The sequence below is a fragment of the Polaromonas sp. P2_G11 genome (assembly GCF_056403595.1).
The window spans coordinates 830,251-856,391 of sequence record NZ_JBFUFE010000001.1; the positions used below are offsets into that span (position 1 = coordinate 830,251).

At 61.5% G+C, this 26,141-nt stretch carries 25 protein-coding genes; 17 read left to right on the forward strand and 8 right to left on the reverse strand.

From position 1 onward, the window contains the following. Positions 1 to 10: 10 nt before the first annotated feature. From AC1DWQ_RS04065 to AC1DWQ_RS04075, 3 genes are read right to left on the reverse strand one after another with little or no spacing between them, the layout of a single operon-like run. Positions 11 to 859, reverse strand: coding sequence for a fumarylacetoacetate hydrolase family protein (locus AC1DWQ_RS04065; RefSeq protein ID WP_477668474.1), 849 nt, complete (start codon positions 857 to 859; stop codon positions 11 to 13). A gap of 23 nt (positions 860 to 882) precedes the next feature. Then, a complete protein-coding gene (locus AC1DWQ_RS04070) occupies positions 883 to 1,629 on the reverse strand; it encodes an SDR family NAD(P)-dependent oxidoreductase (RefSeq protein ID WP_477668475.1) in 747 nt (248 codons plus the stop codon). Continuing rightward, positions 1,626 to 2,360, reverse strand: a complete 735-nt coding sequence (locus AC1DWQ_RS04075) for an SDR family oxidoreductase (protein ID WP_477668476.1) — start codon at positions 2,358 to 2,360, stop codon at positions 1,626 to 1,628. The genes AC1DWQ_RS04070 and AC1DWQ_RS04075 overlap by 4 nt, the downstream gene beginning before the upstream one ends. 123 nt (positions 2,361 to 2,483) lie before the next feature. Between AC1DWQ_RS04075 and AC1DWQ_RS04080 the strand changes: the two genes are divergently transcribed. The 11 genes from AC1DWQ_RS04080 to manD all read left to right on the forward strand — a co-directional run bounded on the left by AC1DWQ_RS04080 (position 2,484) and on the right by manD (position 14,141). Next, positions 2,484 to 3,233: a FadR/GntR family transcriptional regulator gene (locus tag AC1DWQ_RS04080; RefSeq protein WP_477668477.1), complete on the forward strand. Its 750-nt coding sequence runs from the start codon at positions 2,484 to 2,486 to the stop codon at positions 3,231 to 3,233. Between the two features lie 73 nt (positions 3,234 to 3,306). Continuing rightward, positions 3,307 to 4,272, forward strand: a complete 966-nt coding sequence (locus tag AC1DWQ_RS04085; RefSeq protein WP_477668478.1) for a tripartite tricarboxylate transporter substrate binding protein — start codon at positions 3,307 to 3,309, stop codon at positions 4,270 to 4,272. Between the two features lie 254 nt (positions 4,273 to 4,526). Further along, positions 4,527 to 5,525 carry a sialic acid TRAP transporter substrate-binding protein SiaP gene (locus AC1DWQ_RS04090; protein WP_477668479.1) on the forward strand — a complete coding sequence of 333 codons (999 nt, stop codon included), beginning with the start codon at positions 4,527 to 4,529 and terminating at the stop codon, positions 5,523 to 5,525. Positions 5,526 to 5,603: 78 nt separating this feature from the next. Continuing rightward, on the forward strand, positions 5,604 to 6,179 hold the full coding sequence (locus AC1DWQ_RS04095; protein ID WP_477668480.1) for a TRAP transporter small permease: 576 nt from the start codon (positions 5,604 to 5,606) through the stop codon (positions 6,177 to 6,179). After that, a complete protein-coding gene (locus AC1DWQ_RS04100) occupies positions 6,180 to 7,574 on the forward strand; it encodes a TRAP transporter large permease (protein WP_477648930.1) in 1,395 nt (464 codons plus the stop codon). A gap of 99 nt (positions 7,575 to 7,673) precedes the next feature. Beyond that, positions 7,674 to 8,072 (forward strand): hypothetical protein, encoded by a 399-nt coding sequence (locus AC1DWQ_RS04105; protein ID WP_477668481.1) that lies wholly within the window; start codon positions 7,674 to 7,676, stop codon positions 8,070 to 8,072. Between the two features lie 10 nt (positions 8,073 to 8,082). Then, the gene (locus tag AC1DWQ_RS04110) at positions 8,083 to 9,609 is read left to right on the forward strand and encodes a UxaA family hydrolase (RefSeq protein WP_477668482.1); all 1,527 of its coding nucleotides are present in this window, start codon (positions 8,083 to 8,085) and stop codon (positions 9,607 to 9,609) included. Positions 9,610 to 9,620: 11 nt separating this feature from the next. Further along, positions 9,621 to 10,682 (forward strand): malate/lactate/ureidoglycolate dehydrogenase, encoded by a 1,062-nt coding sequence (locus tag AC1DWQ_RS04115; protein WP_477668483.1) that lies wholly within the window; start codon positions 9,621 to 9,623, stop codon positions 10,680 to 10,682. An 87-nt stretch (positions 10,683 to 10,769) separates the two neighbouring features. Further along, the gene (locus AC1DWQ_RS04120) at positions 10,770 to 11,516 is read left to right on the forward strand and encodes an SDR family NAD(P)-dependent oxidoreductase (protein ID WP_477668484.1); all 747 of its coding nucleotides are present in this window, start codon (positions 10,770 to 10,772) and stop codon (positions 11,514 to 11,516) included. 7 nt (positions 11,517 to 11,523) lie between these two features. Next, entirely contained in the window at positions 11,524 to 12,933 is a 1,410-nt protein-coding gene (locus tag AC1DWQ_RS04125) for a mannitol dehydrogenase family protein (protein WP_477668485.1), read from the forward strand. Beyond that, a complete protein-coding gene (gene manD / locus AC1DWQ_RS04130) occupies positions 12,930 to 14,141 on the forward strand; it encodes a D-mannonate dehydratase ManD (RefSeq protein ID WP_457281192.1) in 1,212 nt (403 codons plus the stop codon). Before AC1DWQ_RS04125 ends, manD begins: the two co-directional genes overlap by 4 nt. 135 nt (positions 14,142 to 14,276) lie before the next feature. Here manD and slmA read toward each other — a convergent pair whose 3' ends face one another. From slmA to AC1DWQ_RS04155, 5 genes are all read right to left on the reverse strand, one after another. Further along, positions 14,277 to 14,921, reverse strand: coding sequence for a nucleoid occlusion factor SlmA (gene slmA, locus AC1DWQ_RS04135; RefSeq protein WP_477668486.1), 645 nt, complete (start codon positions 14,919 to 14,921; stop codon positions 14,277 to 14,279). Between the two features lie 162 nt (positions 14,922 to 15,083). Next, complete coding sequence (locus AC1DWQ_RS04140; RefSeq protein ID WP_477668925.1) at positions 15,084 to 16,541, reverse strand: ATP-binding protein; 1,458 nt, start codon at positions 16,539 to 16,541, stop codon at positions 15,084 to 15,086. Between the two features lie 107 nt (positions 16,542 to 16,648). Then, positions 16,649 to 17,353 carry a response regulator gene (locus AC1DWQ_RS04145; RefSeq protein WP_457281194.1) on the reverse strand — a complete coding sequence of 235 codons (705 nt, stop codon included), beginning with the start codon at positions 17,351 to 17,353 and terminating at the stop codon, positions 16,649 to 16,651. 289 nt (positions 17,354 to 17,642) lie between these two features. After that, positions 17,643 to 18,554 (reverse strand): acetylglutamate kinase, encoded by a 912-nt coding sequence (gene argB / locus AC1DWQ_RS04150; protein ID WP_477668487.1) that lies wholly within the window; start codon positions 18,552 to 18,554, stop codon positions 17,643 to 17,645. 107 nt (positions 18,555 to 18,661) lie between these two features. Further along, positions 18,662 to 19,765 (reverse strand): MraY family glycosyltransferase, encoded by a 1,104-nt coding sequence (locus tag AC1DWQ_RS04155; RefSeq protein WP_477668488.1) that lies wholly within the window; start codon positions 19,763 to 19,765, stop codon positions 18,662 to 18,664. Between the two features lie 180 nt (positions 19,766 to 19,945). Between AC1DWQ_RS04155 and AC1DWQ_RS04160 the strand changes: the two genes are divergently transcribed. Genes AC1DWQ_RS04160 through AC1DWQ_RS04185 form a run of 6 tightly spaced genes read left to right on the forward strand, consistent with a single transcriptional unit; the run spans position 19,946 to position 26,131 of the window. Then, complete coding sequence (locus AC1DWQ_RS04160; protein WP_457281197.1) at positions 19,946 to 20,308, forward strand: MarR family EPS-associated transcriptional regulator; 363 nt, start codon at positions 19,946 to 19,948, stop codon at positions 20,306 to 20,308. Continuing rightward, positions 20,301 to 21,725, forward strand: coding sequence for a mannose-1-phosphate guanylyltransferase/mannose-6-phosphate isomerase (locus AC1DWQ_RS04165; RefSeq protein WP_477668489.1), 1,425 nt, complete (start codon positions 20,301 to 20,303; stop codon positions 21,723 to 21,725). The genes AC1DWQ_RS04160 and AC1DWQ_RS04165 overlap by 8 nt, the downstream gene beginning before the upstream one ends. 3 nt (positions 21,726 to 21,728) lie before the next feature. Then, complete coding sequence (gene gmd, locus AC1DWQ_RS04170) at positions 21,729 to 22,814, forward strand: GDP-mannose 4,6-dehydratase (protein WP_477668490.1); 1,086 nt, start codon at positions 21,729 to 21,731, stop codon at positions 22,812 to 22,814. A gap of 2 nt (positions 22,815 to 22,816) precedes the next feature. Continuing rightward, positions 22,817 to 23,752 (forward strand): GDP-L-fucose synthase family protein, encoded by a 936-nt coding sequence (locus tag AC1DWQ_RS04175; RefSeq protein WP_477668491.1) that lies wholly within the window; start codon positions 22,817 to 22,819, stop codon positions 23,750 to 23,752. After that, positions 23,749 to 24,957: an acyltransferase family protein gene (locus AC1DWQ_RS04180; RefSeq protein ID WP_477668492.1), complete on the forward strand. Its 1,209-nt coding sequence runs from the start codon at positions 23,749 to 23,751 to the stop codon at positions 24,955 to 24,957. The genes AC1DWQ_RS04175 and AC1DWQ_RS04180 overlap by 4 nt, the downstream gene beginning before the upstream one ends. Positions 24,958 to 24,964: 7 nt before the next feature. After that, entirely contained in the window at positions 24,965 to 26,131 is a 1,167-nt protein-coding gene (locus AC1DWQ_RS04185; RefSeq protein WP_477668493.1) for a DegT/DnrJ/EryC1/StrS family aminotransferase, read from the forward strand. Positions 26,132 to 26,141 lie beyond the last annotated feature (10 nt).

Consider the following 26,141-nt stretch of genomic DNA (forward strand, 5'->3'; position numbering starts at 1 on the left):
TGAACGGGGGTTACTTTTTATACGCCACCACCACCTGGTGCTGCTCACCCAGGCCTTCGATGCCCAGGGAGATTTTGTCGCCCTTCTTCAGGTACACAGGCGGCTTCATGCCCAGGCCCACGCCGGGCGGTGTGCCTGTGGTGATGACGTCGCCGGGCTCCAGCGTCATGAACTGGCTGACGTAGCTGACGATCTTGGCGACGCTGAAGATCATGGTCTTGGTGTTGCCTTTTTGAACGCGCTTGCCGTTCACCTCCAGCCACAGGCCCAGTTTTTGCGGGTTGGGCACTTCGTCACGCGTGACCAGCCAGGGGCCGAGCGGGCCGAAGGTGTCGCAACCTTTGCCCTTGTCCCAGGTGCCGCCGCGCTCAATCTGGAACTCGCGCTCGCTCACGTCGTTGATGGTGCAGTAGCCGGCCACGTAGTCGAGCGCCTCCTTTTGCGACACGTAACGCGCGGTCTTGCCGATGATCACGCCAAGCTCGACTTCCCAGTCGGTCTTGACCGAGCCCTTGGGCAGCATGATGGGATCGTTCGGGCCCTGGATGCAGCTGGTGGCCTTCATGAAAACCACCGGCTCGGCGGGAATCGGCAAGCCCGATTCGGCCGCATGGTCGGCGTAGTTCAGGCCGATGGCGATGAACTTGGGCACGCCATTGACCGGGCTGCCGTAGCGCGGCGAGCCTTTGACCAGCGGCAGCTTGTCGGCCTTGAGCTTGCGCAGTTTGGCAATCGCCGCATCGCCAAGCTGATCCGGGCCGATGTCCTTGATGACAGCGCTCAGGTCGCGCAGCTTGCCATTGGCATCAATAAGGCCGGGCTTTTCCTTGCCGGGGTTGCCATAGCGAACGAGTTTCATGGTTTTTCCTTCTGGTTAATGATTCAGTATGTAGAACGTCCGCCCGACAGATCGAAAACGGCGCCGGTTGAGAACGAGCAATCTTCAGTGCACAGCCAGCCAACCATGGCGGCTACCTCATCAGGCGTTCCGAAGCGGCCCATGGGGATTTTAGAAAGCATGAACTGTATGAACTCGGGCGTCATCTGCTCAAAAATCGGCGTTTTCACCGCGGCCGGTGTGATGCAATTGACGCGTACACCGGTATCGGCGAGTTCCTTGCCGAGGGATTTTGTCAGGGCGATCACCGCGGCCTTGCTCGCGCTGTAGGCGCTGGCATTCGGGTTGCCCTCCTTGCCGGCCACCGAGGCAATATTGACGATGCGGCCATAGTTGCGCGCACGCATGTGCGGCACGAGTTCACGGCAGCAGAAGAACAGGCCGTTGAGGTTGACCTGCTGCACCTGCATCCATTGCTCGGGCGGGTAGTCCCACAGCTTGACGTTGGGGCCGGTGATGCCGGCCGAGTTGACAAGCGCATCGATGGCCGGGTTATGCGCAACGGTTTGCTGGACCGCGTCCACCACGCTGGCATGGCTGGCCACATCGACGGCCACGGTATGCACCCCGGCGCCCAGCGCGCCCCTGGCCGCGGCCAGTGCCTCGGGGTTGATGTCCCACAGCGTCACCGTGCCGCCCGACGCCAGCATGCGCTGAGCCACGGCAAAACCCAGGCCGACCGCACCACCGGTGATGACCGCATGGCGCCCTTTCAGGTCCAGCTGGTTCATATGGTGATGCCGCCGTCCACGTTGTAGGCCTGGCCGGTCACGAAAGCAGCCTCGTCGCTGGCCAGAAAGACCACCAGCGGCGCAATTTCATGTGCCTGGGCCAGGCGCCCGAGCGGCTGGCGTGCGATGAAGGCCTTGCGGGCCGCCACGGGATCCTCGTTGGCATTGATACGGTCCTGCAGCGAAGGCGTGTCTACCGTACCAGGGCAAATTGCATTGCAGCGCACGCCATCGGCCACAAAGTCGGCCGCGACGCTTTTGGTGAGGCCAATCACGGCCGCCTTGGTGGTGCCATACACAAACCGGTTGGGCAGGCCTTTGATGCTGCTGCAGACGCTGGCCATGTTGACAATGCTGCCGCCCTTTTTTGCCTGCATGCCGGGCAGCACGGCCTGGATCATCCAGAACTGGGCCCGCACGTTGAGGTTGAAGGCGAACTCAAGGTCGGCATCGGTGGCCTGCAGGGCTGTGCCCCCGTGGACAAAACCGGCGCAGTTAAAAAGAATGTCCATGGGCGGCAGGCCACCTACCAGTTTCTGGATCGCCGCCTTGTCCAGCACGTCCAGGGGCAGCGCCGTGATGTTGGCCGCCCCTTTGTAGCTTTCCAGCAGCTCGGGCTTCAGGTCGGTGGCCCAGACCTGCGCGCCTTCGGCCGCCAGCGCCAGCGCAGTGGCATGGCCGATTCCCTGGCCGGCTGCGGTCACCAGCGCTTTTTTTCCTTCAAGTCTCATCTTCACTCCTACAGGGTTTTGCCGGATGTTGTCCCGGGGGTTTCATGGGATTATCAATTGGTCTTACCACTTGTCCAATTCTGGCTAACCCTTAAAGCCCCCACCTTTTCATCCTTTTCCCCCATGCCCCTGCAAACTGTCGAACCGCAACGCCTTTACCGCCAGATCGCCGAGCAGTTGCGCACGCTGATCTCGGCCGGCGAATGGGCCGTGGGCGCACGTCTCCCCGCCGAGCGCGACCTGGCACGGCAGTTGGGCGTGAGCCGGCCTTCGGTGCGCGAAGCGCTGATCGCGATGGAGGTCGAAGGCTGGGTCGAAGTACGCACCGGCTCGGGTGTCTATGTTCTGGACCGAAGCAAGCCCGCCAGCCACGACGGCAATGGAAGTGGCCGGGCCGCGCAGATCTCGCCGGACGAATGGGGTCCTCTTGAATTGATACGCGCCCGCCGCGTGGTGGAAGGCGAAGTCGCCGCCATGGCCGCGACCCAGGCCAAGCGCAAACACATAGACGCGATGGACAAGGCCATCGCCAGCATGCAGTTTGACGCTGACCGCGGCGTGCTGCCGCTGGAAGGCGACCGCGCTTTTCATACCGCCGTCGTCGAGTCTTGCGGCAACGTGGTGCTGATTGAAACCATCCAGCGCTTCTGGGACTCGCGCCGCGGCCCGTTGTTCGAGCGGCTGGGCGGGCATTTTGAAACCGTTGAATCGTGGCGCTCGGCGATTGCCGAGCATCAGGCCATTTTTGATGCGGTGCGCAACCATGAACCGGATGCCGCGCGTGCAGCCATGCATGCACACATGGACCAGTCGCACAAGCGTTTCAGCGTGAGCTGGAGCCGGACCAAAAACCAGGAGGTGCAGAAGAAATGACTCGTCACGATTTCTTTCAGCACCCACCTCACCCCGGATTTCCCTTCCAACTAAAAACGAAAGCGAGACAAGCATGAAGTTTCTGACACCGCGCAAATTGCTGGCGACAGCCCTCCTGGCGCTCACCAGCCTCTGCGGCAACAGCTGGGCGCAGGCCTACCCGAACAAGCCCATTGAAGTGATGGTGGCCTTCCAGCCTGGCGGCGGCACGGACTCGCTGGCGCGCGCCTATGCCGAAGCCGCCAAAAAATACACCACGCAATCGCTGGTGGTCTACAACAAACCCGGCGCCAGCGGCGCTATTGGCCTGGCCGACGTGGTCAACGCCAAGCCCGACGGCTACAAGATTGCCATGCTGTTTGTGGAGGTAACCATCCTGCCGCACATGGGCATCACCAAGATCACGCAGGACGACTTCATCCCGATTGCCCGCCTGAATGCCGACCCGGCTGCCATCACCGTGAAAGCGGACTCGCCCTACAACACGATTGAAGAGTTCCTCGCCGCCGCCAAAAAGACCGGCAGCGACGTGAAGGTCGGCAACGCCGGCAATGGCTCGATCTGGCACCTGGCGGCCGCCTCGCTGGAAGAAAAAACCGGCGCCAGGTTCAACCACATCCCCTACCAGGGCGCCGGCCCCGCCGTGCTGGCCCTGCTGGGTGGTCATGTGGACGCGGTAGGTGTGAGCCCGGCTGAGGTTGCCGTGCATGTGGCGGCCGGCAAGCTGAAGATTTTGGGTGTGATGGCCGACCAGCGCGTCAAGGGTTTTGAGAACGTGCCCACCCTCAAGGAACGCAACATCGACCTGTCCATCGGCACCTGGCGCGGCCTGGGCGTGGCCAAAGGCACACCGCCTGAAGTCGTGGAAACCATCCGGACTTTCAGCAAGAAGGCGGCCGAAGAGCCCATCATGCGCGAAGTGATGGACAAGCTGAACCTGGGCTACGCCTATGCCGACGGCCCCGCCTTCAAGGCGCAAATGGTGCGCGACAACGACAACTTCAAACAACTCGTGACCAAGCTCAACCTGAAGAACTGAGCAATGAGCCTGTTCAATGTCTAAACGAGGCCGCGCAAGCACCTTCTCGGGATGGGATGCAAGGCGCGGTGCGACGCCCATAGCCCGGCTATGGGCTAGCGCCGCAACGACGCAGACCGCCCGAGAAGGCATTTGCCCAACGCGGCCTCGTTTAGACATTGAACGGGCTCTTAGACCCCAGGCTTCACGACGGTGCGCGCTGGCGCGCATCGTCGATTTCCTTTCTGCCAGCAACCACCCTTCGAGGAGACAACATGAACGCATTCAATACAAAAAGATTCGCTATCAAAACCATAGCTGCTTGCGCCCTACTGGCAGGCACTGTGGGCTTTTCCGGCATCGCATCGGCGCAGACCAAGCTGAAATGGGCGCACGTCTACGAAACCTCCGAGGCCTACCACAAGTGGTCGGTCTGGGCAGCCGACGAAATCAAGAAACGCACCAGCGGCCGCTACGAGATTCAGGTGTTCCCGGCTTCCACGCTGGGCAAGGAAAGCGACATCAACCAGGGCCTGCAGCTGGGCACCGTCGACATCATCATCTCGGGCGCATCGTTTGCGGCCCGAAGCTTTCCGCGGATCGGCGTGGCCTACTACCCCTACACCTTCCGCGACCCGGAGCACCTGCTGAAATACGCGAAGAGCGATGTCTTCAAGGAACTGACCGAAGGCTACAAACAGAAGACCGGCGTGCAAACCGTCGCCGTCACCTACTACGGCGCGCGCCACTCCACCAGCAACAAGCCCTTCAAGACCTGTGAAGAGATGAAGGGCCTGAAAATGCGGGTGCCCGACGTGCCGGCCTACATGGCCCTGCCTCGCGCCTGCGGCGCCAACCCGACGCCGATCGCCTTTGCCGAGGTTTACCTGGCGCTGCAAAACGGCACGGTCGATGCACAGGAGAACCCGCTGCCCACCATCGAGGCCAAGAAGTTCTATGAGGTCCAGAAGAACATCATCCTGACCGGCCACATCCTCGATTCGCTGGTCACGCAGATCGGCCCCCACGTCTGGACCAAGCTCAGCGATGCCGACAAGAAAGTCTTCACGGATGTGATGCAGGAAGCGGCCGCCAAAGCCACGGCCGACATCCAGAAGCGGGAAGGCGAGCTGGTGGATGAGTTCAAGAAAAAAGGCATCAACCTGATCACGGTCAACAAGGACGAGTTCCGCGATCACATCGTCAAGGCCGTGGACATGGCGTCAATGGGCTACGACAAGAAGGATTGGGACCGCATCCAGGCCATCAAGTAAGTCTTGCCCATCCGGCCAAGGCTTCCCGCCCTTTCCTCCGTCGGAGGGAAGGGCCTCATTACCCACTACTCCACCATCATGACTTCCATTCCCGACATTGACGCCTTGCCCAAGGTCATGGGCGACGACGGCGAGTTCCACGCCACGGATGAAGCAGTTGACCTGTCCGGCACGCCCGTTGAAGCCTGGGCGGCGCTGTTTTTCTTCTGGGCACTGGGCCTGACGGTTTTCTACCAGTTCTTCACGCGTTATGTAATGAACGATTCCGCCGCCTGGACGGAAGAAATCGCACGCTACCTGCTGATTGCCACGGTATTCGTCGGCGCCGCCATCGGCGTGGCCAAGAACAACCATATCCAGGTCGACTTCTTCTACCGCTTCATGCCCACCTGGCTGGCCCGGGCCATGGCCCTGCTGACCGATGTGCTGCGCATCGCCTTCCTGGGCGCCATGGTCGTGCTGACCTGGCAAATGATGGACAAGATGGGCAACTACAAGATGACCATCATCGACCTGCCGATGAACCTTGTGTACGGCGTCTGCCTGGTGGGGTTTGCGGCCATGGCCGTGCGCTCGATCTGGGTCATGCGCATCCACCTGCAGCGCGGCTACAGCGTGCTGGAACGCCCTGAATCCACGATGGAGGACCGCTGAATGTTGAAGGTTATTTTTCTCTTCCTGATGAGCGGTGGCCTGCCGGTGGCCATGGCCATGGCCGGGGCGTCGCTGGTCTACATCCTGTTCACCAACAGCTCGCCGCCCTTTGTGGTGGTTCACCGCATGGTCAGCGGCATCGACAGCTTTCCGCTGCTGGCCGTGCCGTTCTTCATCCTGGCCGGCAACCTGATGAACAACGCAGGTATCACCAACCGCATCTACAACTACGCACTGGCGCTGGTCGGCTGGATGAAGGGCGGGCTGGGCCACGTCAACGTCGTCGGCTCAGTGGTGTTTGCCGGCATGAGCGGCACCGCCATTGCCGACGCCGCCGGCCTCGGCACCATCGAGATCAAGGCCATGAAGGACCACGGCTACAGCACCGAGTTTGCCGTGGGCGTGACGGCGGCCTCGGCCACGCTGGGCCCCATCATTCCGCCCAGCCTGCCCTTTGTGATCTACGGCATGATGGCCAATGTCAGCGTCGGCGCGCTATTCCTGGCGGGCATCCTGCCGGGGGTCATGATGGCCATCCTGATGATGCTGACAGTGGCCTACTTCGCACACAAGAACGGCTGGGGCGCCGATGTTCCCTTCGCATGGAGCCGCCTGAACAAGGCGCTGGTGGAGACCGCCGTGGTCGTCGGCTGGCCGCTGCTGCTGTGGCTGCTGATCGGCAAACTGAACTTTCCGCCGCAGATCACGGTGGCCGTCGCACTGGCGGCATTGTTTGCGGCCGACAAGGCCTTCAATTTTCAGGCCGTGTTGCCCATCATGACGCCCGTGCTGCTGATAGGTGGCATGACCACCGGCATCTTCACCCCCACGGAAGGCGCGATTGCCGCCTGCGTCTGGGCGCTGATCCTCGGGTTTGCCTGGTACCGCACGCTGACCTTCAAGAGCTTTGTGAAGGTCTGCCTTGATACGGTCGAGACCACCTCCACCGTGCTGTTCATTGTGGCCGCGGCATCGATCTTCGGCTGGATGCTCACCGCCACCGGCGTGACCACCGACATTGCCAAATGGGTGCTGGACTTCACCAAGGAGGCCTGGGTCTTCCTGCTGCTGGCCAATTTGCTGATGCTGTTTGTGGGCTGCTTCCTGGAGCCGACCGCAGCCATCACGATTCTGGTGCCAATCCTGGTGCCGATTGCCACGCAGCTGGGTGTGGACCCGATCCACTTCGGGCTGGTGATGGTGCTCAATTTGATGATCGGCCTGCTGCATCCGCCCATGGGCATGGTGCTGTTTGTGCTGGCCCGCGTGGCCAAACTTTCCGTGGAACGGACCACCATCGCCATCCTGCCCTGGCTGTTCCCGCTGCTGGGCAGCCTGGTCATCATCACCTATTTCCCCAAATTGGTACTCTGGTTGCCGAAGATGTTTTACTGAAAGTGAAACAATCACCCTGAGACGCCTTCGAGGGGGCACCAACTGCGGCCCGGCGAAGCCGGTTCCGCGATGGCCCCCCGATAAACACAGAAGTATTAAATGGCTTTCGTAACAGAACTGATTTCTGTAGAGGATCAACAACTAATTGGGCACGATCAGATGCGAGACCCGATTGGGCGTCCCCTGCGGCCATATAAGTGGACCATTGATCGCGGTCGAGAGATGTTTTTTCTGCAGACTTATCGCGGTGGCGAAGATACTCATCATTTGATGTGGTTCATCTTCGGTGTGAAGGGGGTCAGGTTGTCACTACAACTTAGCTGTAAAACCCACATCAAAGATGGGAAAGAGTTTTACCCTTGGGAATTAGCCCACCCTGTTGATTTCCCGAATGACCTTCAAATGTCCCGTGAAAAAGTGATTGAGGCTATCAAAGAAGCCATAGCCTCCTTCACTAACTGGGGGTCTCCAATTAACCAAGTGACGTTCAGCTTCTAACTTCAAACCAATGACACCGTTTATTCGCCTTCACCCCTCCGATGATGTCCTGATTGCCCGAGCCCAGCTGGTGGGCGGCACCGAGGTCGAAAACATCACCGTACGCGGCCTGATTCCTGCCGGCCACAAGATCGCCACGCGCGCGCTGGCCCTGGGTGAGCCCGTGCGGCGCTACAACCAGATCATCGGTTTTGCCAGCAAACCCATCGCGCCCGGCGAGCACGTGCACACGCACAACCTCAACATGGGCCCCGACAAGGGCGACTTTACGCGCGACTACGCATTCGGCGCCGACGTGAAGCCGGCACCAGCCAGGCGCGAGGCGACTTTCATGGGCATCAAGCGGCCGGACGGCCGTGTCGCCACCCGCAATTACATCGGGATTCTCTCGAGCGTCAACTGCTCAGCCACCGCCGCGCGGGCGATTGCCGACCATTTCTCGCGGCAGAACAACCCTGCAGCGCTGAAAGACTTTCCCAACGTCGACGGCGTGGTGGCGTTGACGCATGGCACCGGCTGCGGCATGGACAGCGACGGCCTGGGCCTGCAGATCCTGCAACGCACGCTGACAGGTTACGCCACGCACCCCAACTTCGCGGGCGTGCTGGTGGTGGGCCTGGGCTGCGAGTCAAACCAGATCAATGCCTGGCTGGCCCACGGCAGCCTGCGCGAAGGTGAAACCCTGCGCGTCTTCAGCATCCAGGACACGGGCGGCACGGCCAAGACGGTGGCCAAGGGCATCGCCATGATCAAGGAAATGCTGCCGCAGGCCAATGCCGTCAAGCGCGAACCGTGCAGCGCCGCGCACATCACCATCGGCCTGCAGTGCGGCGGCTCCGACGGCTATTCGGGCATCAGCGCCAACCCGGCGCTCGGCGCGGCGGTGGACTTGCTGGTGGCCCATGGCGGCACAGCCATCCTCAGCGAAACGCCCGAAATTTACGGCGCCGAACATTTGCTCACGCGGCGCGCCGTTCGCCCCGACATCGCCGAAAAGCTGATCTCGCGCATCAAGTGGTGGGAGCACTACACCCAGATCAACGAGGGGGAGATGAACAACAACCCGTCGCCCGGCAACAAGGCCGGCGGCCTGACCACCATCCTGGAAAAGTCGCTGGGTGCGGTGGCCAAGGGCGGCACCTCCAACCTGGAGGCTGTCTATGAATACGCCGAACCCGTGAAGGACCACGGCTTTGTCTACATGGACACGCCGGGCTACGACCCGGTCAGCGCCACCGGCCAGGTGGCTGGCGGCGCCAACATCATCTGCTTTACCACCGGCCGCGGTTCGGCTTACGGCTGCGCGCCCTCGCCTTCGCTCAAGCTCGCCACCAATTCGGCGCTGTGGCATCGGCAGGAAGAGGACATGGACATCAACTGCGGCGAGATTATCGACAGCGGCGTGACGGTGCAGGAGATGGGACAGCGCATTTTCGAGATGGTGCTGGCCACCGCATCGGGCGAACCGAGCAAGAGCGAAAAGCACGGCTACGGGCAAAACGAATTTGTGCCCTGGCAAGTCGGCGCGGTGATGTAAGGGCTTTTCACATGCAAAAAGTGCTTCAAGCCCAATATCTACGGGCGCAAGCAGCTACTATTTTTATAGCAGCCGGCAGCACGGCCGCCGAAGCGGAAAAAATCGCCGCCAACCTGGTCATGGCCAACCTGAGCGGCCATGACTCGCACGGCATCGGCATGCTTCCGCGCTACGTCGATGCCGTACTCGAAGGTGGCCTGACGCCCAACGCCCAGGTCAAAACCCTGCTCGATACCGGCTCGCTGCTCAGCCTGAACGGCCAGCGCGGTTACGGCCAGTCGATCGGCGAGCAGGCGATGGCGCTCGGCATGGTACGTGCCAAAACCCATGGCAGCTGCATCATGGCGCTGGCCGAGTCCCACCATCTGGGGCGCATCGGCCATTTCGCCGAGATGGCCGTGGCCCAGGGGCTGGTGTCGCTGCACTTCGTGAACGTGATGACGCGGCCGGTCGTCGCTGCCTGGGGCGGCGCGGACGGACGCTACGGCACCAATCCCTGCTGTATTGGCATACCGCTGAAGGACCAGCCGCCCTTCATTCTCGATTTCGCGACCAGCCGCGTGGCCCAAGGCAAGATGCGCGTGGCGCACAACCAGGGCAAATCCGTCCAGCCGGGCCTGCTGATCGACGAACACGGCCAGCCCACCACCAACCCCGGCGTGGTGGTGGTGCCGCAGCCGAACGGTTTTTTTGGCGCGCTCATGCCGTTCGGCGAGCACAAGGGCTACGGCCTGGCGGTGGCGTGCGAGCTGCTGGGCGGCGCGCTTACTGGCGGCGGCACCTGGCACCACCCCACAAGCAGCGCACGTGCGGTCTACAACAGCATGCTCACGATCCTGATTGACCCGGGCAAGCTGGGCACCCAATCGGCCCTGGAAATGGAAGCGCTGGCTTTCGTCGAATGGCTGCGCAAAAGCCCGCCGGCCGACGGTGTGGACGCCGTGCAGATTGCCGGTGAACCGGAACGCCGCGCGCGGCTTGAACGCGAACAGGGTGGCATTGAAATGGACGGCGAAACCTGGCGCGAAATCGTCGCAGCCGGCCAGAAGGTCGGCGTAAATGTGCCGGATTGAACGCTGGACGCTATCAAATCAGTAGCTGCTCGCGCAGTCTCTATAAGGTCCAGCGGCCAAAATGATCCTCAATTTCACCGAAAAACCATGACGCCACCGATTCAAGACCAGGTTGCGCTTGTCACTGGCGCCAACGCCGGCATGGGCCTGGCCACGGCGCGTGCCCTGCTGGCCGCCGGCTACAAAGTAGCGGCCACTGACCTCGGCACCGAACGTGTGGCCGCCGAGCTTGCCGCGTATGGTGACCGTTTGGCCTGCTTCACCATGGACGTGAGCGAGCAGGCCCAGGTGCACGCCGCCTGCGACGCCATTGAAGCGCATTTTGGCCGCATCGACGTCTGCGTCAACAACGCCGGCTTCCTGCAATACGCCAACTGCGAACAGACCACGCCGGAGCTCTGGCACAAGACCCTGCGCATCAACCTCGACGGTGTCTTCTACGTCAGCCAGCGTGTGGCGCCCGGGATGAAGGCACGTGGTTTTGGCCGCATCGTGAACGTATCGTCCTATGGCGCCAAAACCGGGGGGCTGTCGCCGCTGCCAGCCTATGCTGCCAGCAAGGGCGGCGTAATCTCGCTGACCTTCAGCTTTGCCCGCGAATACGCCGCGTTCGGCGTGACCTGCAACGCGCTCGCCCCGACCTTTGTGAAGACCCAGATGCTGACCGGGCAGGTCAGTGCCGAGCGGCAAGCCGAGCTGCGCCAGAAGATACCGGTGGGCCGCTTCTGCGAGCTCGAAGAGTTCGCCCACTGCGTGCTGTTCCTGGCCCACCCGATGAGCGGCTTCATCACCGGCGAGGTGCTGGACCTCAACGGCGGCCTGCAGTTTGACTGAGCGCGCGATGCTGAACACCCGCGCTTTGCCGGAAATCGCCACGCGAGGCATCGGCGTCCCCACTTACTCACGCCGCGGCACTGTGGGCGTAGTGCACCTGGGCCTGGGCGCTTTTCACCGTGCGCACCAGGCACTGGTATTCGATTCCCTGCTGCAGCGTGGTGATGCGCGCTGGGGTGTGCTGGGCGTCGCCATGCGCAGCACCGGGCTGGCCGACGCCATGGCCGCGCAGGACGGCCTGTATGCCGTGCAGGTTGCCAGCAGCACCGGCGTGCAGTGGCAGGTCGGCGGCGCCATCTGGCAAACCTGCGTGGCCGCCCGCGAGCCGGCGCAGGTGGTGCAGGCGCTGGCCGCGCCGTCTACCCGCTGGGTCACGTTGACGGTCACTGAAAAAGGCTACGCCCCGGAACTGGCCCAACTGCTGGTGCAGGGCCTGGCAGCCCGCCATACGGCGGGGCTGCCGGGGTTGACGCTGGCTTCCTGCGACAACCTGGCAAACAACGGCCGCAAGTTGCAGGCTTTGTGCGTCGATGCCGCACAAAAGGAAAATCCGGCGCTGGCGCAGTGGATCGGCACCGCCTGCGCCTTCCCGAACAGCATGGTGGACCGCATCGTGCCGGCCGCAACCGGCGAGCGCCTGGCCGCTGCCGGGCAGGCGCTCGGCGTGGCTGACCAGGCCGCACTGGGCACCGAAGCTTTCTGGGAATGGGTGATTGAACGCCGCTTTGCCGCCCCTGCGGACGGCGACGTGCTGGCGGCTGCCGGCGTCACGGTGGTGGATGATGTGGCGCCGTTTGAGGAAGCCAAATTGCGCATGCTCAACGGCAGCCACACGGCCATGGCCTGCATGGGCGCGGTAGCGGGCTGGCCTGTCGTCAGCGACTGCATCGCGCGGCCTGCAGTGCATCGCTTCATCCACGGCCTGATGACGCAGGAGATCGGCCCGCAGCTCAACCGCCCGGACTGGCCCGCCTACCGCGACGCGCTGCTGGCACGTTTTGCCAACCCCGAGCTGCAGCACAAGGTGCACCAGATCGCCACTGACAGTTCGCAGAAGATCCCGCAGCGCTGGGTGCCTTCGGTGGTCGATGCCCTGCATGCGGGCCAGCCCGTGGAACGGCTGGCTTTTGCAGGAGCAGCCTGGATGCGCTACCTGCGCGGCAGCGACGAGCAGGGGCAGCCCTACGCCATGAGCGACCCGATGGCCGAAACGCTGAAAGCCCTCGCGCTCGCCCATAGCGGTGACGCTGCAGCGACAGTGCAAGCCCTGGGTACGCTGCCGGCCATCTGGGGCGAGGCCCTGCCGCAGCAAGCGCGCTGGCTGGCCCGCATGACCCACTGGCTGGCCCAGATCAACCAGCGCGGCATGCTGGCCGCCCTGGACCAGCTTCACTCCCACCCCATCCGAACACCATGAAAATCACCAACGCCCGCGTCATCGTCTGCAGCCCCGGCCGCAATTTCGTCACCCTGAAAATAGAAACCGACGAAGGCCTGACCGGCATCGGCGACGCCACGCTCAACGGGCGCGAGCTGTCTGTCGTGAGCTACCTGACCGAGCATGTCATCCCCTGCCTGATCGGACGCGATGCGCACCAGATCGAGGACATCTGGCAGTACCTGTACAAGGGCGCTTACTGGCGGCGCGGCCCGGTCACCATGAGCGCGATCGCCGCAGTCGACACCGCCCTCTGGGACATCAAGGCCAAGGCCGCCAACATGCCGCTGTACCAGCTGCTGGGCGGAAAGAGCCGCACCGGCGTGATGGTCTACGGGCATGCCAATGGGAAAGACATTGCGCAGACCGTGGAAGAGGTGTTGCGCTACAAGGAGATGGGCTATCAGGCCATACGCGCGCAGAGCGGTGTGCCGGGCCTGGACAAGGTGTATGGCGTCGGCAAGGGCACGCTGTTTTACGAACCGGCTGATGCGGACCTGCCCAGCGAACACGACTGGAGCAGCGAAAAATACCTGCTGCACACCCCGAAGCTGTTCGACGCGGTGCGTACCGCCGTCGGGCCGGACATTCATTTGCTGCACGATGTGCATCACCGCCTGACACCGATCGAGGCGGGCCGGCTGGGCAAATCACTGGAGCCCTATCACCTGTTCTGGATCGAGGACGCGACGCCGGCCGAAAACCAGGAGGCTTTTCGCCTGATCCGCCAGCACACGACTACACCGCTGGCCGTAGGCGAGATTTTCAACACCATCTGGGACTGCAAGGACTTGATCCAGAACCAGCTGATCGACTACATCCGCGCGACGGTGGTGCATGCCGGCGGCATCACCCACCTGCGGCGCATTGCCGACTTTGCGGCGATGTACCAGGTACGCACGGGCTGCCACGGCGCGACCGATTTGTCACCGGTCTGCATGGGCGCAGCGCTGCACTTCGACACCTGGGTGCCCAATTTCGGCGTGCAGGAATACATGCGCCACACCGAGCAGACCGATGAGGTGTTTCCGCACAGCTATCGTTTTGACAAGGGCTTTATGCACTGCGGTGAAACGCCGGGGCATGGCGTGGAGATCGACGAGAAGCTCGCCGCGAAATACCCGTACCAGCGCGCCTACCTGCCGGTGAACCGCCTGCAGCACGACGGGACCCTCTGGAATTGGTAGATTGGTTCACCCCTATCGGACGCGCACTTCGTGTCGCGCCTTTTCCCCTTCCAGGGGACGGGCACCTGCGGCCGGGCAAAGCCCGTTCCGCGGCCCCCGCTTGAAGAAGAATTAGGCCCCTCTCTTGAGGCGGCGTTAGGCCAGGATCGTCGCGAGGCTGGCTTCGAGGTGTTCCGAGGGTAGGCGCTTGAAGCCGGAGCGGGCAAAGCGCTGCAGGCGGCCGACCATGAAGGCAACGATCACGGAGGCGCGAACTTGAGCGTCTACCGTGGGGGTCGCCGCGCCGCTGGCGGCCGCTGCGTCGCGCAGGCTTTGCTTGAGGCTGGACTCGAGCTTGTCGAAGAACTGGTTCATGCGCTCTTGCAGGCGGTCGTTTTCAAACACCAGCGCATCGCCCACCATCACGCGCGTCATGCCGGGGTTCTTTTCGGCAAACTGCAGAATCATGACCACCAGCTTGCGGGTGCGGGCTGAATGGTCGGGCTCACGTTCCCCAATCTGGTTGATCAGTGTGAAGACGCTTTGCTCGATGAATTCGATCAGGCCTTCGAACATCTGCGCCTTGCTGGCGAAATGGCGGTAAAGGGCGGCTTCGCTCACATCCAGCTTGGCTGCCAGGGCGGACGTCGTGATGCGCTCAGCGCCCGGCTGCTCCAGCATGGTGGCCAGCGCCTGAAGGATCTGGACCCGGCGCTCACCCGGTTTGGGGCGCTTGCGCACCGCAGGCTCGGCTGGCGTGACGTGCGGGCTCAATTCGGATTCAGACGCTAAGTCGGACATAGGCGATGAAGTAGGAAATGTTTCAAAAAACCGGGAATCGTTGCAATTGATTCTCGCACAGCCAGGTGACAGTTCGTCTCTCACCAGGCCCGGGTTTTCGCCCATGAGGCGAAGGCGCAACGTTCTGTTCCGTAACAGCAAGCGCTTACTGTGGTGGGCGAGCTACAAACTCAACCGAACCCGTAATCCGTACGGTCCGGCGGGGCCAGTCCCGGTGTGGTCCAGCTCCAGCTGCGAATGGTGAACCCGCGCGATTTCGCTGGCAATGGCCAGACCCAGGCCATTGCCCTCGCCCGCCGTCCCCTGCACCCGGTAAAAGCGCTGCAGCGCCATGCTGCGCTCGTCCGGGGCTATGCCAGGGCCGTCGTCTTCCACTTCCAGGAAGACGCCCCATCCCCGGTGCTCGGCGGCGGCGCCACCAGGACCCGGCTGTTTTGGCGTATCTGGCGCAGCGAAGCCGGCCGTCGGGCCACAGCGGATCGTGACCGTGCCGCCGGGCGGCGTGTATTTGACGGCGTTGTCCACCAGATTACCCAGCAGCTCGCGCAGCAGCCACTCGTAACCACTGACCTGTGCAGGCTGGGTTTCCAGCCCCAGGTCAATGCCCTTGCGCATGGCGGCATCCAGATGCAGCGGCAGAATGGATTCGCAGAGGTCTTTCAGGTCTACCCGCTGCATCGGCTGGGCGCCGGCGGCCGACGCATCGGCACGCGACAGCGCCAGCAGCTGGTTGGCCAGCTGCGACGTCCGGCGTGTGGCATTGCGCAGCTTGATGATTTTTTCGGCCGACAAGGTCACCGCCCCGTCCGAGCCCGCGGCCTCAGCCACTTTGGCCGCTTGCGCCCAGGCCTCGACCTGGGCCTGCAGCCCGGCCAGAGGCGTGCGCAGCTGGTGCGCGGCATCAGCCACAAACCGCCGCTGCCCCTCCGCCTGGTCGTTCACCAGGCCAAAAAGGCGGTTCAAGGCACTCACCAGCGGCTGGACCTCGGCTGGCGTAGCCAGCGGGTCGATGGCGCTCAAGTCGCGCGGGTTGCGGCGCTCCACCGCGTCCTTGAGCTCAATCAATGGCTTGAGTGCCCGCGTGACGGCCCAGTTGACGGCAAAACCTGCCGCCACGACCAGGATCAGGTTCGGCAGCAGCACCTTGAACAGCACGGAGCGCACCCATTGCTGGCGCGGGTCGGATCCATCCGCCAGCTGGACGATCAGCTCACCCACTGCAGTCTTCATGCGCTGCGCGGCAATCCGGTAGGTCACGCCGTTGTATTCGATGCTGTGGAATTCCGGCTCGTGCGTGGCCGGCAGCAGTTCGGGAATCCAGGGCTCACCGGCCAGAAAGTCGCCTTCGGCATCGGCGAGGCGAAAGCCGGCAAAGCCAGGCCGGCCCTTGAGGAAATCATCCACGGCGGGGGCCATCAGCAGCACCGGCGCACTTTCCGGGGTGGCGCCCGGCGCCACAACCGAATCGGCCAGCAGGGGAATCAGCCGGAGCAACTGCTGATCTTTTTGCAGGGCGACATCGCCGGCCGTCTGGTAGTCAAAGTAAATGCTCACCAGCGCAAAAGTCCCCAGCGGGAAAAGCAGCAGCAGCAGCAGCCGGCGCTGCAGGCCGGACTTCATGGCGGCAGGCACGAACGCGTTGCCGCCCGTGCGCGCAGCCAACGTACGCAGGCGGTTTTTCAGGCGAACGGCCCAGGACTGGCCGAAAGGGTTCATGCCTGCGCTGCCTATTCAGCGCCAGCGCTGGACGGCATCCCCGGGGAAACTTCCACCAGCTCCAGCCGGTAGCCAAAGCCGCGAATGGAGCGTACGGCTATGCCGTGCGGCTCCAGCTTGCCGCGCAAACGCGAGATATACACCTCAATGGCATTGGGCGTGATTTCCTTGTCCCAGCCCGTCATGGCCTGCAGCAGCTTGTCTTTGCTGGCCGGCTTGGGCGCGTGGATCAGCAAATACTCCATCACCGTCCATTCGCGCGGTCCGAGCTCAATCAGCTGGCCGTTGGCGCGGGCCTCGCGGTTGGCCGTGTCCAGCTCCAGCGCCCCAAAACTCAGTGTGGCGCTGGTGGCGGCCTGGGAGCGGCGCAGCAGCGCGCGCAGGCGCGCCAGCAACTCGGGCAGCTCAAACGGCTTGACCATGTAGTCATCTGCTCCCAGGTCCAGCCCCTGGACACGGTCCTGCAGCGCGTCGCGGGCCGTCAGGATGAGCACCGGCATGGCCATTCCGCCGCGGCGCAGGCGGCGCGTCAGTTCCAGCCCGTCAATGCGCGGCAGCCCGATGTCGATGATCGCCGCATCAAAGGTCTCGCCCTGCAGTACTTCCTCCGCGCGCTCGGCACTGCCGACCCAGTCAACGGCGTAGCCGGCGTCACTGAGCCCCAGCTTGATGCCGCTGGCCACCATCACGTCGTCTTCAACCAACAGGAGTCGCATAACGAATTGTCCGTTTCGTCATCAATGCCAATTGACCCCGCCTGAGGAGCGTCAATTCAGGAAAAAGCCGGTGCCGCTGCCTGATTTGGTTTTTGGTCTTGTTTTGGCCCGGTATCGGCTGCCAGTCTGCCAGACCGGCACTGTCGCCACCCTGACGGCAAAGGAAATACCCATATTTGCTATATTTTTTATAGCTGCTTACGCACACCCCATATGCCCTGGCGACCAATTTCATCAAAATCAGGGCGCCGCCCATCCGGACAGCCTTGGGCAGCCAGGAACGCCTGGATCAGTGCGAGCGGATCATGGTCCCGTAGGCCTGATCGGTCAGGATTTCCAGCAGCATGGCATGCGGCACCCGCCCATCGATGATGTGGACGGAATTCACGCCGCTTTTGGCCGCGTCCAGCGCGCCTTCGATTTTGGGCAGCATGCCGCCGGAAATCGTTCCGTCGGCAAACAGCTCGTCGATTTCGCGGGCGCTCAGGTCAGTCAGCAGCTCCCCGGCCTTGTTCAGTACGCCGGGGGTATTGGTGAGCAGCACCAGTTTCTCGGCCTTCAGCACGGTGGCCAGCTTGCCCGCCACCACGTCTGCATTGATGTTGTAGCTCTCGTTTTCCTCGCCAAACCCGATCGGGCTGATCACCGGAATGAAAGCGTCGTCCTGCAGCGCCTTGACCACGCTCGGGTCAATACTGACGATGTCGCCCACAAAGCCGATGTCGTGCTCCTTCGTCGGGTCATCCTTGTCGACCATCTTGAGCTTTTGCGCACGGATCAGGCCGCCATCGCGGCCCGTCAGGCCTACGGCCTTGCCGCCGGCCTGGTTGATCAGCCCGACGATGTCCTGCTGCACCTGGCCGGCCAGCACCCATTCCACGACTTCCATGGTCTCTTCATCAGTGACGCGCATGCCCTGGATGAAATGCCCCTTTTTGCCCAGGCGGTTCAGCGCCGCCTCAATTTGCGGGCCGCCGCCGTGCACCACCACCGGATTCATGCCCACCAGCTTGAGCAGCACCACGTCCTCCGCAAAATCAGCCTGCAGGGCCGGGTCCGTCATGGCGTTGCCGCCATATTTGATGACCAAGGTCTTGCCGTGAAACTTGCGGATGTAGGGCAGCGCCTGGGCCAGGATCTCGGCCTTGTCGCGTGGGCCTACATGGGAGAGGTCTGGGTCGTTGGCGGTATGGGTGGTCATTCGCGGGGCCTTGTCAGGGTGAAACAGGGAACAGGAACACAGGGAGCAGGTATTGCCGGGAAATATTGCCCGAATTGTGCCGCATCGCTGCGGCCAGCGTGCCGGCCTCAGCGACGCAGCCAGCGCGGAACCTTGAAACGGATGATCGCGATATAAAAACCGACATACGTCAACACAAACAGCGCGCAAAACATCATGAGGATCGAAGTCTCACGCCAGAACAGCACTGCCGGCACCACAGTCAGCAAGGTAAAGCTCCAGAGATAAGGTGACGTCCGGTTGTTGCGCATCAACATGCGCCGCGACTCGTCATCGTGGAACACACCACGCACCAGGCGGCGGTAGATCAGCTGATGGAAATGCAGCGCATCAGCCACCCCGGGCGATCCGCCGCGCGCCAGCTTTCGGTAGATCGAAAAAACAGTCTCCCAGACCGGATAAATGATCAACAGCATCGGAAACCACGGCGAAACCATCTGGTGGCGCTGCACCAGCAGTATGCAGGCGAGCGCGATCACAACACCCCAGAGATAGGCACCCCCATCCCCCGCAAAAATCAGGCCACGGGGGTAATTCCACATGAGAAAACCCATGGTCGCACCTGCCAGGCAGACAACGATGGCAGCCAGCTGACGGTCACCAAGCTGAAGCGCGACATAGGCGATTGCCAGGCAGATGAGCGACGCGACGGTACCCGCCAGGCCGTTGTAGCCATCAATGATATTGAACGCGTGCGGCAAGCCGCAGAACGCGAAAAAAGCCAAGGCAACGCCGACCCAGGGAAATGACAGCAGCAGCATGTCGATTCCTGGCACACCGAGCCGCGGTAACGCCAGCCCGAACAGGCTGCACGCCAGCGCTGCGGACAGGCCCGTCAGCAACAGGCGGTAACGCACCGTCAGCCGCTGCGTGAGATCTTCATAAACGCCGCCCAGCACGGCTGGCAGCAGGACCACCACCAATTGCAGGGCGGTATGCCAGCTCATGGGCACATTTACCCGGCTGGCGGTTGTTTCAGCTATCACGCCGGCAAGCAAGCCAGCCAATAAGCCCAGCAGTATCCCGATGCCGCCGACGCGCGGTATGTTTCCCGCATGGAACCGCTGCGGTTTGCTCACGTCGTATCGGCTGGCATGCTCACGCGCCATGCGGATAACCAGCATGGAGGCGATTAGCGACACCGTGAAACTCAGACAAACCAGAAATACCATGGGGCCCCCGCTTTATTTGCCGCAATTATCAGCGCATACCCCGGCCCGCCTCCTTGCAGTTTCCTCACAGTCCTGCCAGGACCTGCCGCAACGGTGTAAATAATCCCTCACGCCGGTGTTCTACCCATGCGGCAGCAGTGGTAATATCCTGTTCACTCATTGAACAGCTGAATCATCCATTTGCTGAATTCTTCACTTCAGGAAGAAAACCACCTGCGGGTACTGCGCCTGCTGGAGGCCAATCCTCATATGAACCAGCGCGATCTCGCCAATGCGCTGGGCGTTAGCTTGGGCAAAACCAACTATTGCCTGAAAGCGCTGCTCGACAAGGGCTTCATCAAGATGCAAAGCTTCAGCCGCAGCGAAAAAAAGCTGGCTTACGCCTATCTGTTGACGCCGAACGGCATTTCCGAGAAGGCCGGCCTGACCTTGCGCTTTCTCGAACGCAAGTTGGCGGAGTACGAAAACCTCAAGGTTGAAATCGAAAACCTCAAAGTCGAAGTCACCCAGGCAAAAACCAGCACTGATCACAACCATGACTGAAACCGTCACCATCACGCCTGTCATCCTCTGCGGCGGCGCAGGCACACGGCTTTGGCCGCTGTCGCGGAAAAGCTTCCCGAAACAGTTCGTCCCGCTGATCGGCGGTAAAAGCCTGCTGCAGCTGACCCTGGAGCGGGTGGCACACGTCAACGGAGACAGCGCAACCGCGCCCGATGTGATCTGCGTCGCCTCGGAAGAACACCGATTCCTCGTCAGCGAAGCCATGCAGGCAGCTCGCGTCAAGGGCCGGATTGTGCTGGAGCCCACCGGGCGCAACACAGCGCCTGCGATGGCGCTCGCGGCGCTGCTCGCCAAACCCGGTCAAGTCCTGCTGTTTTGCCCTTCGGATCACCATATCCCCGATGTTGGGGCCTTTTCCGCCATGGTGGGCCGGGGCCTGGCGGCGGCGCTGAGCGGTGAGATCGTGACTTTTGGCGTGGTGCCGGCTTTTCCGGCAACGGCCTACGGTTATATCCAGCAAGGCGCGGAGCGCGGCGACGGTAGCGCCAAAGTCGCGCGTTTTATTGAAAAACCCGACGCAGAAAAAGCCCAGGCACTGATATTGCAGGGTGACACGCTCTGGAACGCCGGTATCTTCCTGACGCGCGCCGACACACTGATCGCGGCCCTGGAACAACATGCGCCCGACATTCTGCAAGGCTGCCGGCTGGCTGTGTCAGCGGTCGGAGAGGACCAGCAGTTCGTGCGGCCCGACGCAGCAGCATTCGGTGCTGTGCGCGCCGAAAGTATCGACTACGCAGTGCTCGAGCGCCACGATGCCGTCGCTGTCGTGCCATTTGCGGGTGCGTGGAGTGACGTCGGCAGCTGGAATGCCGTCGCCGGGCTCACGGCGCCGGACGACGACGGCAACCGCATCGACGGCAACGGCATGGCGCTGCACAGCAAACGCACCTATATTCACGCGCCGCATCGCACCGTGGTGACACTTGGCACCGAGGACCTTCTGGTGATTGACACGCCCGACGCGTTGCTTGTCGCCGCGAGCAGCCACGTGGAGCAGGTCAAGAGCGTGGTTTCCCAGCTTGAAACGCGCCAAAGCCCGGAAGCAAACCTGCACCGCAAGGTAGCGAGGCCTTGGGGCTGGTATGACAGCATTGACCGCGGCGCCCGATTCCAGGTCAAACGCATCATGGTCAAGCCCGGCGCGTCGTTGAGCCTGCAAAAACACCATCATCGGGCCGAACACTGGATCGTGGTTTCCGGCACCGCGCTGGTCACCAAAGGCGAGGCCACCTTTCTCCTCACAGAAAACCAGTCCACTTACATTCCGATCGGCGAAACTCACCGCCTGGAAAATCCAGGAAAAACCGATCTGGAAATGATCGAAGTCCAGTCCGGCAGCTATCTGGGCGAGGACGATATCGTGCGATTTACCGACAACTATGGCAGGGCATAAACAATGAAAACAGCACTCATCACCGGCATCACCGGCCAGGACGGCTCCTACCTGGCGGAGTTTCTGCTGAACAAGGGCTATATCGTGCACGGCATCAAGCGCCGCACGTCGCTCTTCAATACGGATCGTATCGACCACTTGTTCCAGGACCCGCACGAAGCCAACCAGCGCTTTGTGCTGCACCACGGCGACATGACCGACTCGTCGAGCCTGACCCGCATCATCCAGCAAACCCAGCCGGACGAAATCTACAACCTGGCTGCGCAAAGCCATGTCGCCGTGAGTTTTGAAGAGCCGGAGTACACAGCCAACAGCGACGGCCTGGGCGCCTTGCGGGTCCTTGAAGCAATGCGCATTCTCGGACTTGAGAAGACCACACGCTTCTACCAGGCTTCGACTTCCGAACTCTATGGCTTGGTGCAGGAAATCCCGCAAAAAGAAACTACACCGTTCTACCCCCGCAGCCCTTATGCGGTTGCCAAGCTCTACGCCTACTGGATCACGATCAACTACCGGGAAGCCTACGGCATCTATGCCTGCAACGGCATTCTGTTCAACCACGAAAGCCCGGTCCGCGGCGAAACCTTTGTGACACGCAAGATCACGCGCGCACTCGCCCGCATCAAGCTGGGCATCCAGGACTGCCTCTATCTGGGCAACATGGATGCCAAGCGAGACTGGGGCCACGCCAAGGACTATGTCGAAATGCAATGGCTCATGCTTCAGCAGGACAAACCCGAAGACTTCGTGATTGCTACCGGTGTGCAATACAGCGTGCGTGATTTCGTCGAGGCGACTGCCCGGGAATACGGCATGCAGATCCGCTGGGAAGGCCACGACGAGAACGAGAAGGGCTATGACGCTGCCACCGGCAAATGCATCGTGTCGGTCGATCCGCGTTACTTCCGTCCGACCGAGGTTGAAACGCTGCTCGGTGATGCGACCAAGGCACGCGAAAAACTCGGCTGGGTTCCGAAAATCAGCTTCGCAGAACTGGTCGCCGAAATGGCCAGAGTCGACATGACACAGGCCGAGTTCGATTTGCAGGTCAAGGCGCACGGCCACAAGGCCTTGCGCAACCAGGGCTAAACGTGGCCAAACCCCGTGTTTTCCTGACCGGCGGCGGCGGCATGGTCGGCCGCAATATCCTTGAGCACCCGCTCGCGGGCAACTGGGATTTTGTCGCGCCGAGCAGCCGGGAACTGAACCTGGCCGACTTCGAGGCGACGCGCCGCTTCGTCGCAGATGTCCGGCCCGATGCGGTAATTCACTGCGCCGGACTGGTCGGCGGCATTCAGGCGAATATCGCGCACCCTGTCGATTTTCTCGTGGTGAACGTAGACCTCGGTCGCAATGTGATCATGGCAGCGCGCGAGGCCGGTGTTACCAGACTGCTGAACCTCGCGAGCTCCTGCATGTACCCACGCGAAGCGCAGAACCCGCTCGGCGAGGAATTGATTCTGCGCGGCGAACTAGAGCCGACCAACGAGGGCTATGCGATCGCCAAGATCTTCGCAACCCGGCTGTGCGAATACATCACCCGCGAAACACCGGTCAATCAGTACAAGACGCTGATTCCGTGCAACCTGTACGGCCGGCACGACAAATTCGACCCGAAGCACTCCCACCTGATCCCTGCGATCATCCACAAGGTCCATCAGGCCAAGGCTGGCGGCCTGCCGAGCGTCGAGATATGGGGTGACGGCACGGCACGCCGCGAGTTCATGTATGCAGGTGATCTGGCCGACGCCGTGCTGCATGCGCTGTCCGATTTCGACAAGCTACCGGGGCTGCTCAATGTCGGCCTCGGCCACGACCACAGCATCAACGACTACTACCGTGCTGCCGCCGAAGTCGTTGGCTGGAGCGGCGAGTTTGTGCATGACACAAGCAAGCCGGTCGGCATGAAACAAAAACTTGTCGACATCGACAGGCAGCGCGCCTGGGGTTGGGCACCGCAAAGGACGCTGCGCGAAGGTATTGAGCTTGCCTATAGCTTCTATCTTGAGACGGCGGGCGCATCATGAATCCTGCTGTTTTGTCCACTGGCACGTCGCCCGCTTCGATGCAGCATTTTGACTACATCGACCTGTTGCGCGGCTTGGCAATTTTCGGCGTGGTCGCCGCGCATTCCATGATGGGCATGGCCGCGATAGGCCTAACTCAGCTTCCCTTTCATATCGACTGGCTGCTGTCGGCCGGCAGGCATGGCGTATCCCTTTTCTTTGTTGTTTCGGCCTTTACGCTGATCCGCTCGCTGAACAGCCGCCGCGGCGATCCGATGTTTTTCGCCTATTTTGTTCGACGCTTCTTTCGCATTGTCCCGGCTTACTACCTGGTACTCCTGCTGGTTTTTTTCGCATACGGCAAGGGGTTCGAGAGCTACACCCCGCCGGGTGAACCGAACCTGACATGGCCCGACCTTGCCGCCCACCTGCTCTTCGTGAATGGACTCTTCCCCTACTACATCAATGATTTCCTGGGCGTGGAATGGTCAATTGCGGCCGAGTTTCCTTTCTATGCGATGCTGCCTTTCATCTTCCTGTGGTTACGCAATACCGAGGCAGGACTGCCTCTCAGCATCAAGGCGGCGCTGCTGTACGGCGGTTCACTAGCGTTGCTGTGGATGATGTACTGGAAAGCCGGTCCATTGATCCAGTTGCTTGGCATTCACCTTTATCCGCGGGAAATTTTTGTCCCATGGACCTACTTTTTTATCCTCACCCACATGCATGAATTTGCAGCGGGCATCGCGGTGTGGACGCTCATGCGGCGACTCGAACACAAGCCGGGCCTTGACAAAGCGTGGGCTGGGTGGTCATTGGGGCTATTGATCGCTGCAGGCATCGCGCTGGCCTGCCTTGAGTCGTGGAGGTACGACTCAGTCCTGTTGACGATCTGGGCGCCGGTGGCCTGGGGCTTGATGGCCGCCTGCCTAATCTATTTACTGTCGGTACTCAACCCACCGCCGCTGTTCGCGCTGTCCTATCTTGGAAAGATCAGTTTTTCGCTGTACCTGGTACATATGCCTATCGTGTATGGCCTGAGCCGATCCAGCACAGCCTGGCGCGTGACCGATAGCGTCGCCATCAATTTTGGTCTTTATCAAGTTGTCGCCTGGAGCCTGTCTTTAACCACAGCGGCTCTGCTCTTCCACTTCGTCGAGAAGCCAGGGATGCGTATGGGCAAGGCCTTGCTGAACCGATTCCCCAAACCCGCATTTGCCACTTGAGACAATCATGAACCATAAATATCCACTCGCCACTGCCACCTGGGACCAAGCCGAATACGCTGCACTGCAAGAGGTCATCACCTCAGGCATGTTCACCATGGGACCCAAGGTGTTCGAATTCGAAAAACAATTCGCAAGCTACCTCGGTGTCAAACATTGCGTGATGGTGAATTCCGGTTCGTCGGCCAACCTGTTAATGGTCGCGGCGCTTTTTTATTCCAAGAACGACGCGATTGCACTCAAGCCGGGCGACGAAGTGATCGTTCCCGCCGTGTCCTGGAGCACAACCTATTACCCGCTATACCAGTACGGCCTGAAGATCAAATTCGTTGATATCGATCTCGAAACCTTGAACTACGACCTCGATGCACTGGAAAAGGCCGTCACCGGCAACACCCGCCTGATCATGGCCGTCAACCTGCTCGGCAATCCGAACAACTTCGCGCGCATCAAATCCATCATCGGCGACAAGAAGATCTCGCTGATCGAAGACAACTGCGAGTCGCTCGGCGCAACCTTCGAAGGCAAGCAAGCCGGCACTTTCGGCCTGATGGGCAGCTACAGCTCGTTCTTTTCACATCACATCTCGACGATGGAAGGTGGCCTGATCAGCACCGACGACGAGGAGTTGCACCACATTTTGCTGTCGCTGCGCGCGCACGGCTGGACCCGGAACCTTCCGAAGTTCAACCGTGTCTGTGGCGAAAAAAGCGACGATCCGTTCAAAGAGTCGTTCCGGTTCGTCCTGCCCGGCTACAACGTACGGCCACTCGAAATGTCAGGTGCACTTGGCATCGAGCAGGTCAAAAAATTGCCAATGCTCGTCGCGGAACGGCGAAAAAATGCGGCGCTACTGCAATCGGTCATGCGCGATCATCCTACAGTGCTGATCCAAAAGGAGATTGGCAATAGCAGCTGGTTCGGTTTCAGCCTCGTTATCCGGCCTGGTGTGAACCTCACGCGCGAAGCACTGGTCGCCAAACTCAATGGCCTTGGGTTCGAAGTACGACCTATCGTTGCCGGCAATTTTGCCAAGAATGAAGTCGTCAAATATTTCGACTCGGAAGTCTCCGGTGAGCTGAAGAACGCCGAGCATATCGACAGTAACGGCTTGTTTGTTGGCAACCATCACTACTCGATTGCCGACGCAGTCACAACGCTCAAAAACCTCTAACGCATGAGAA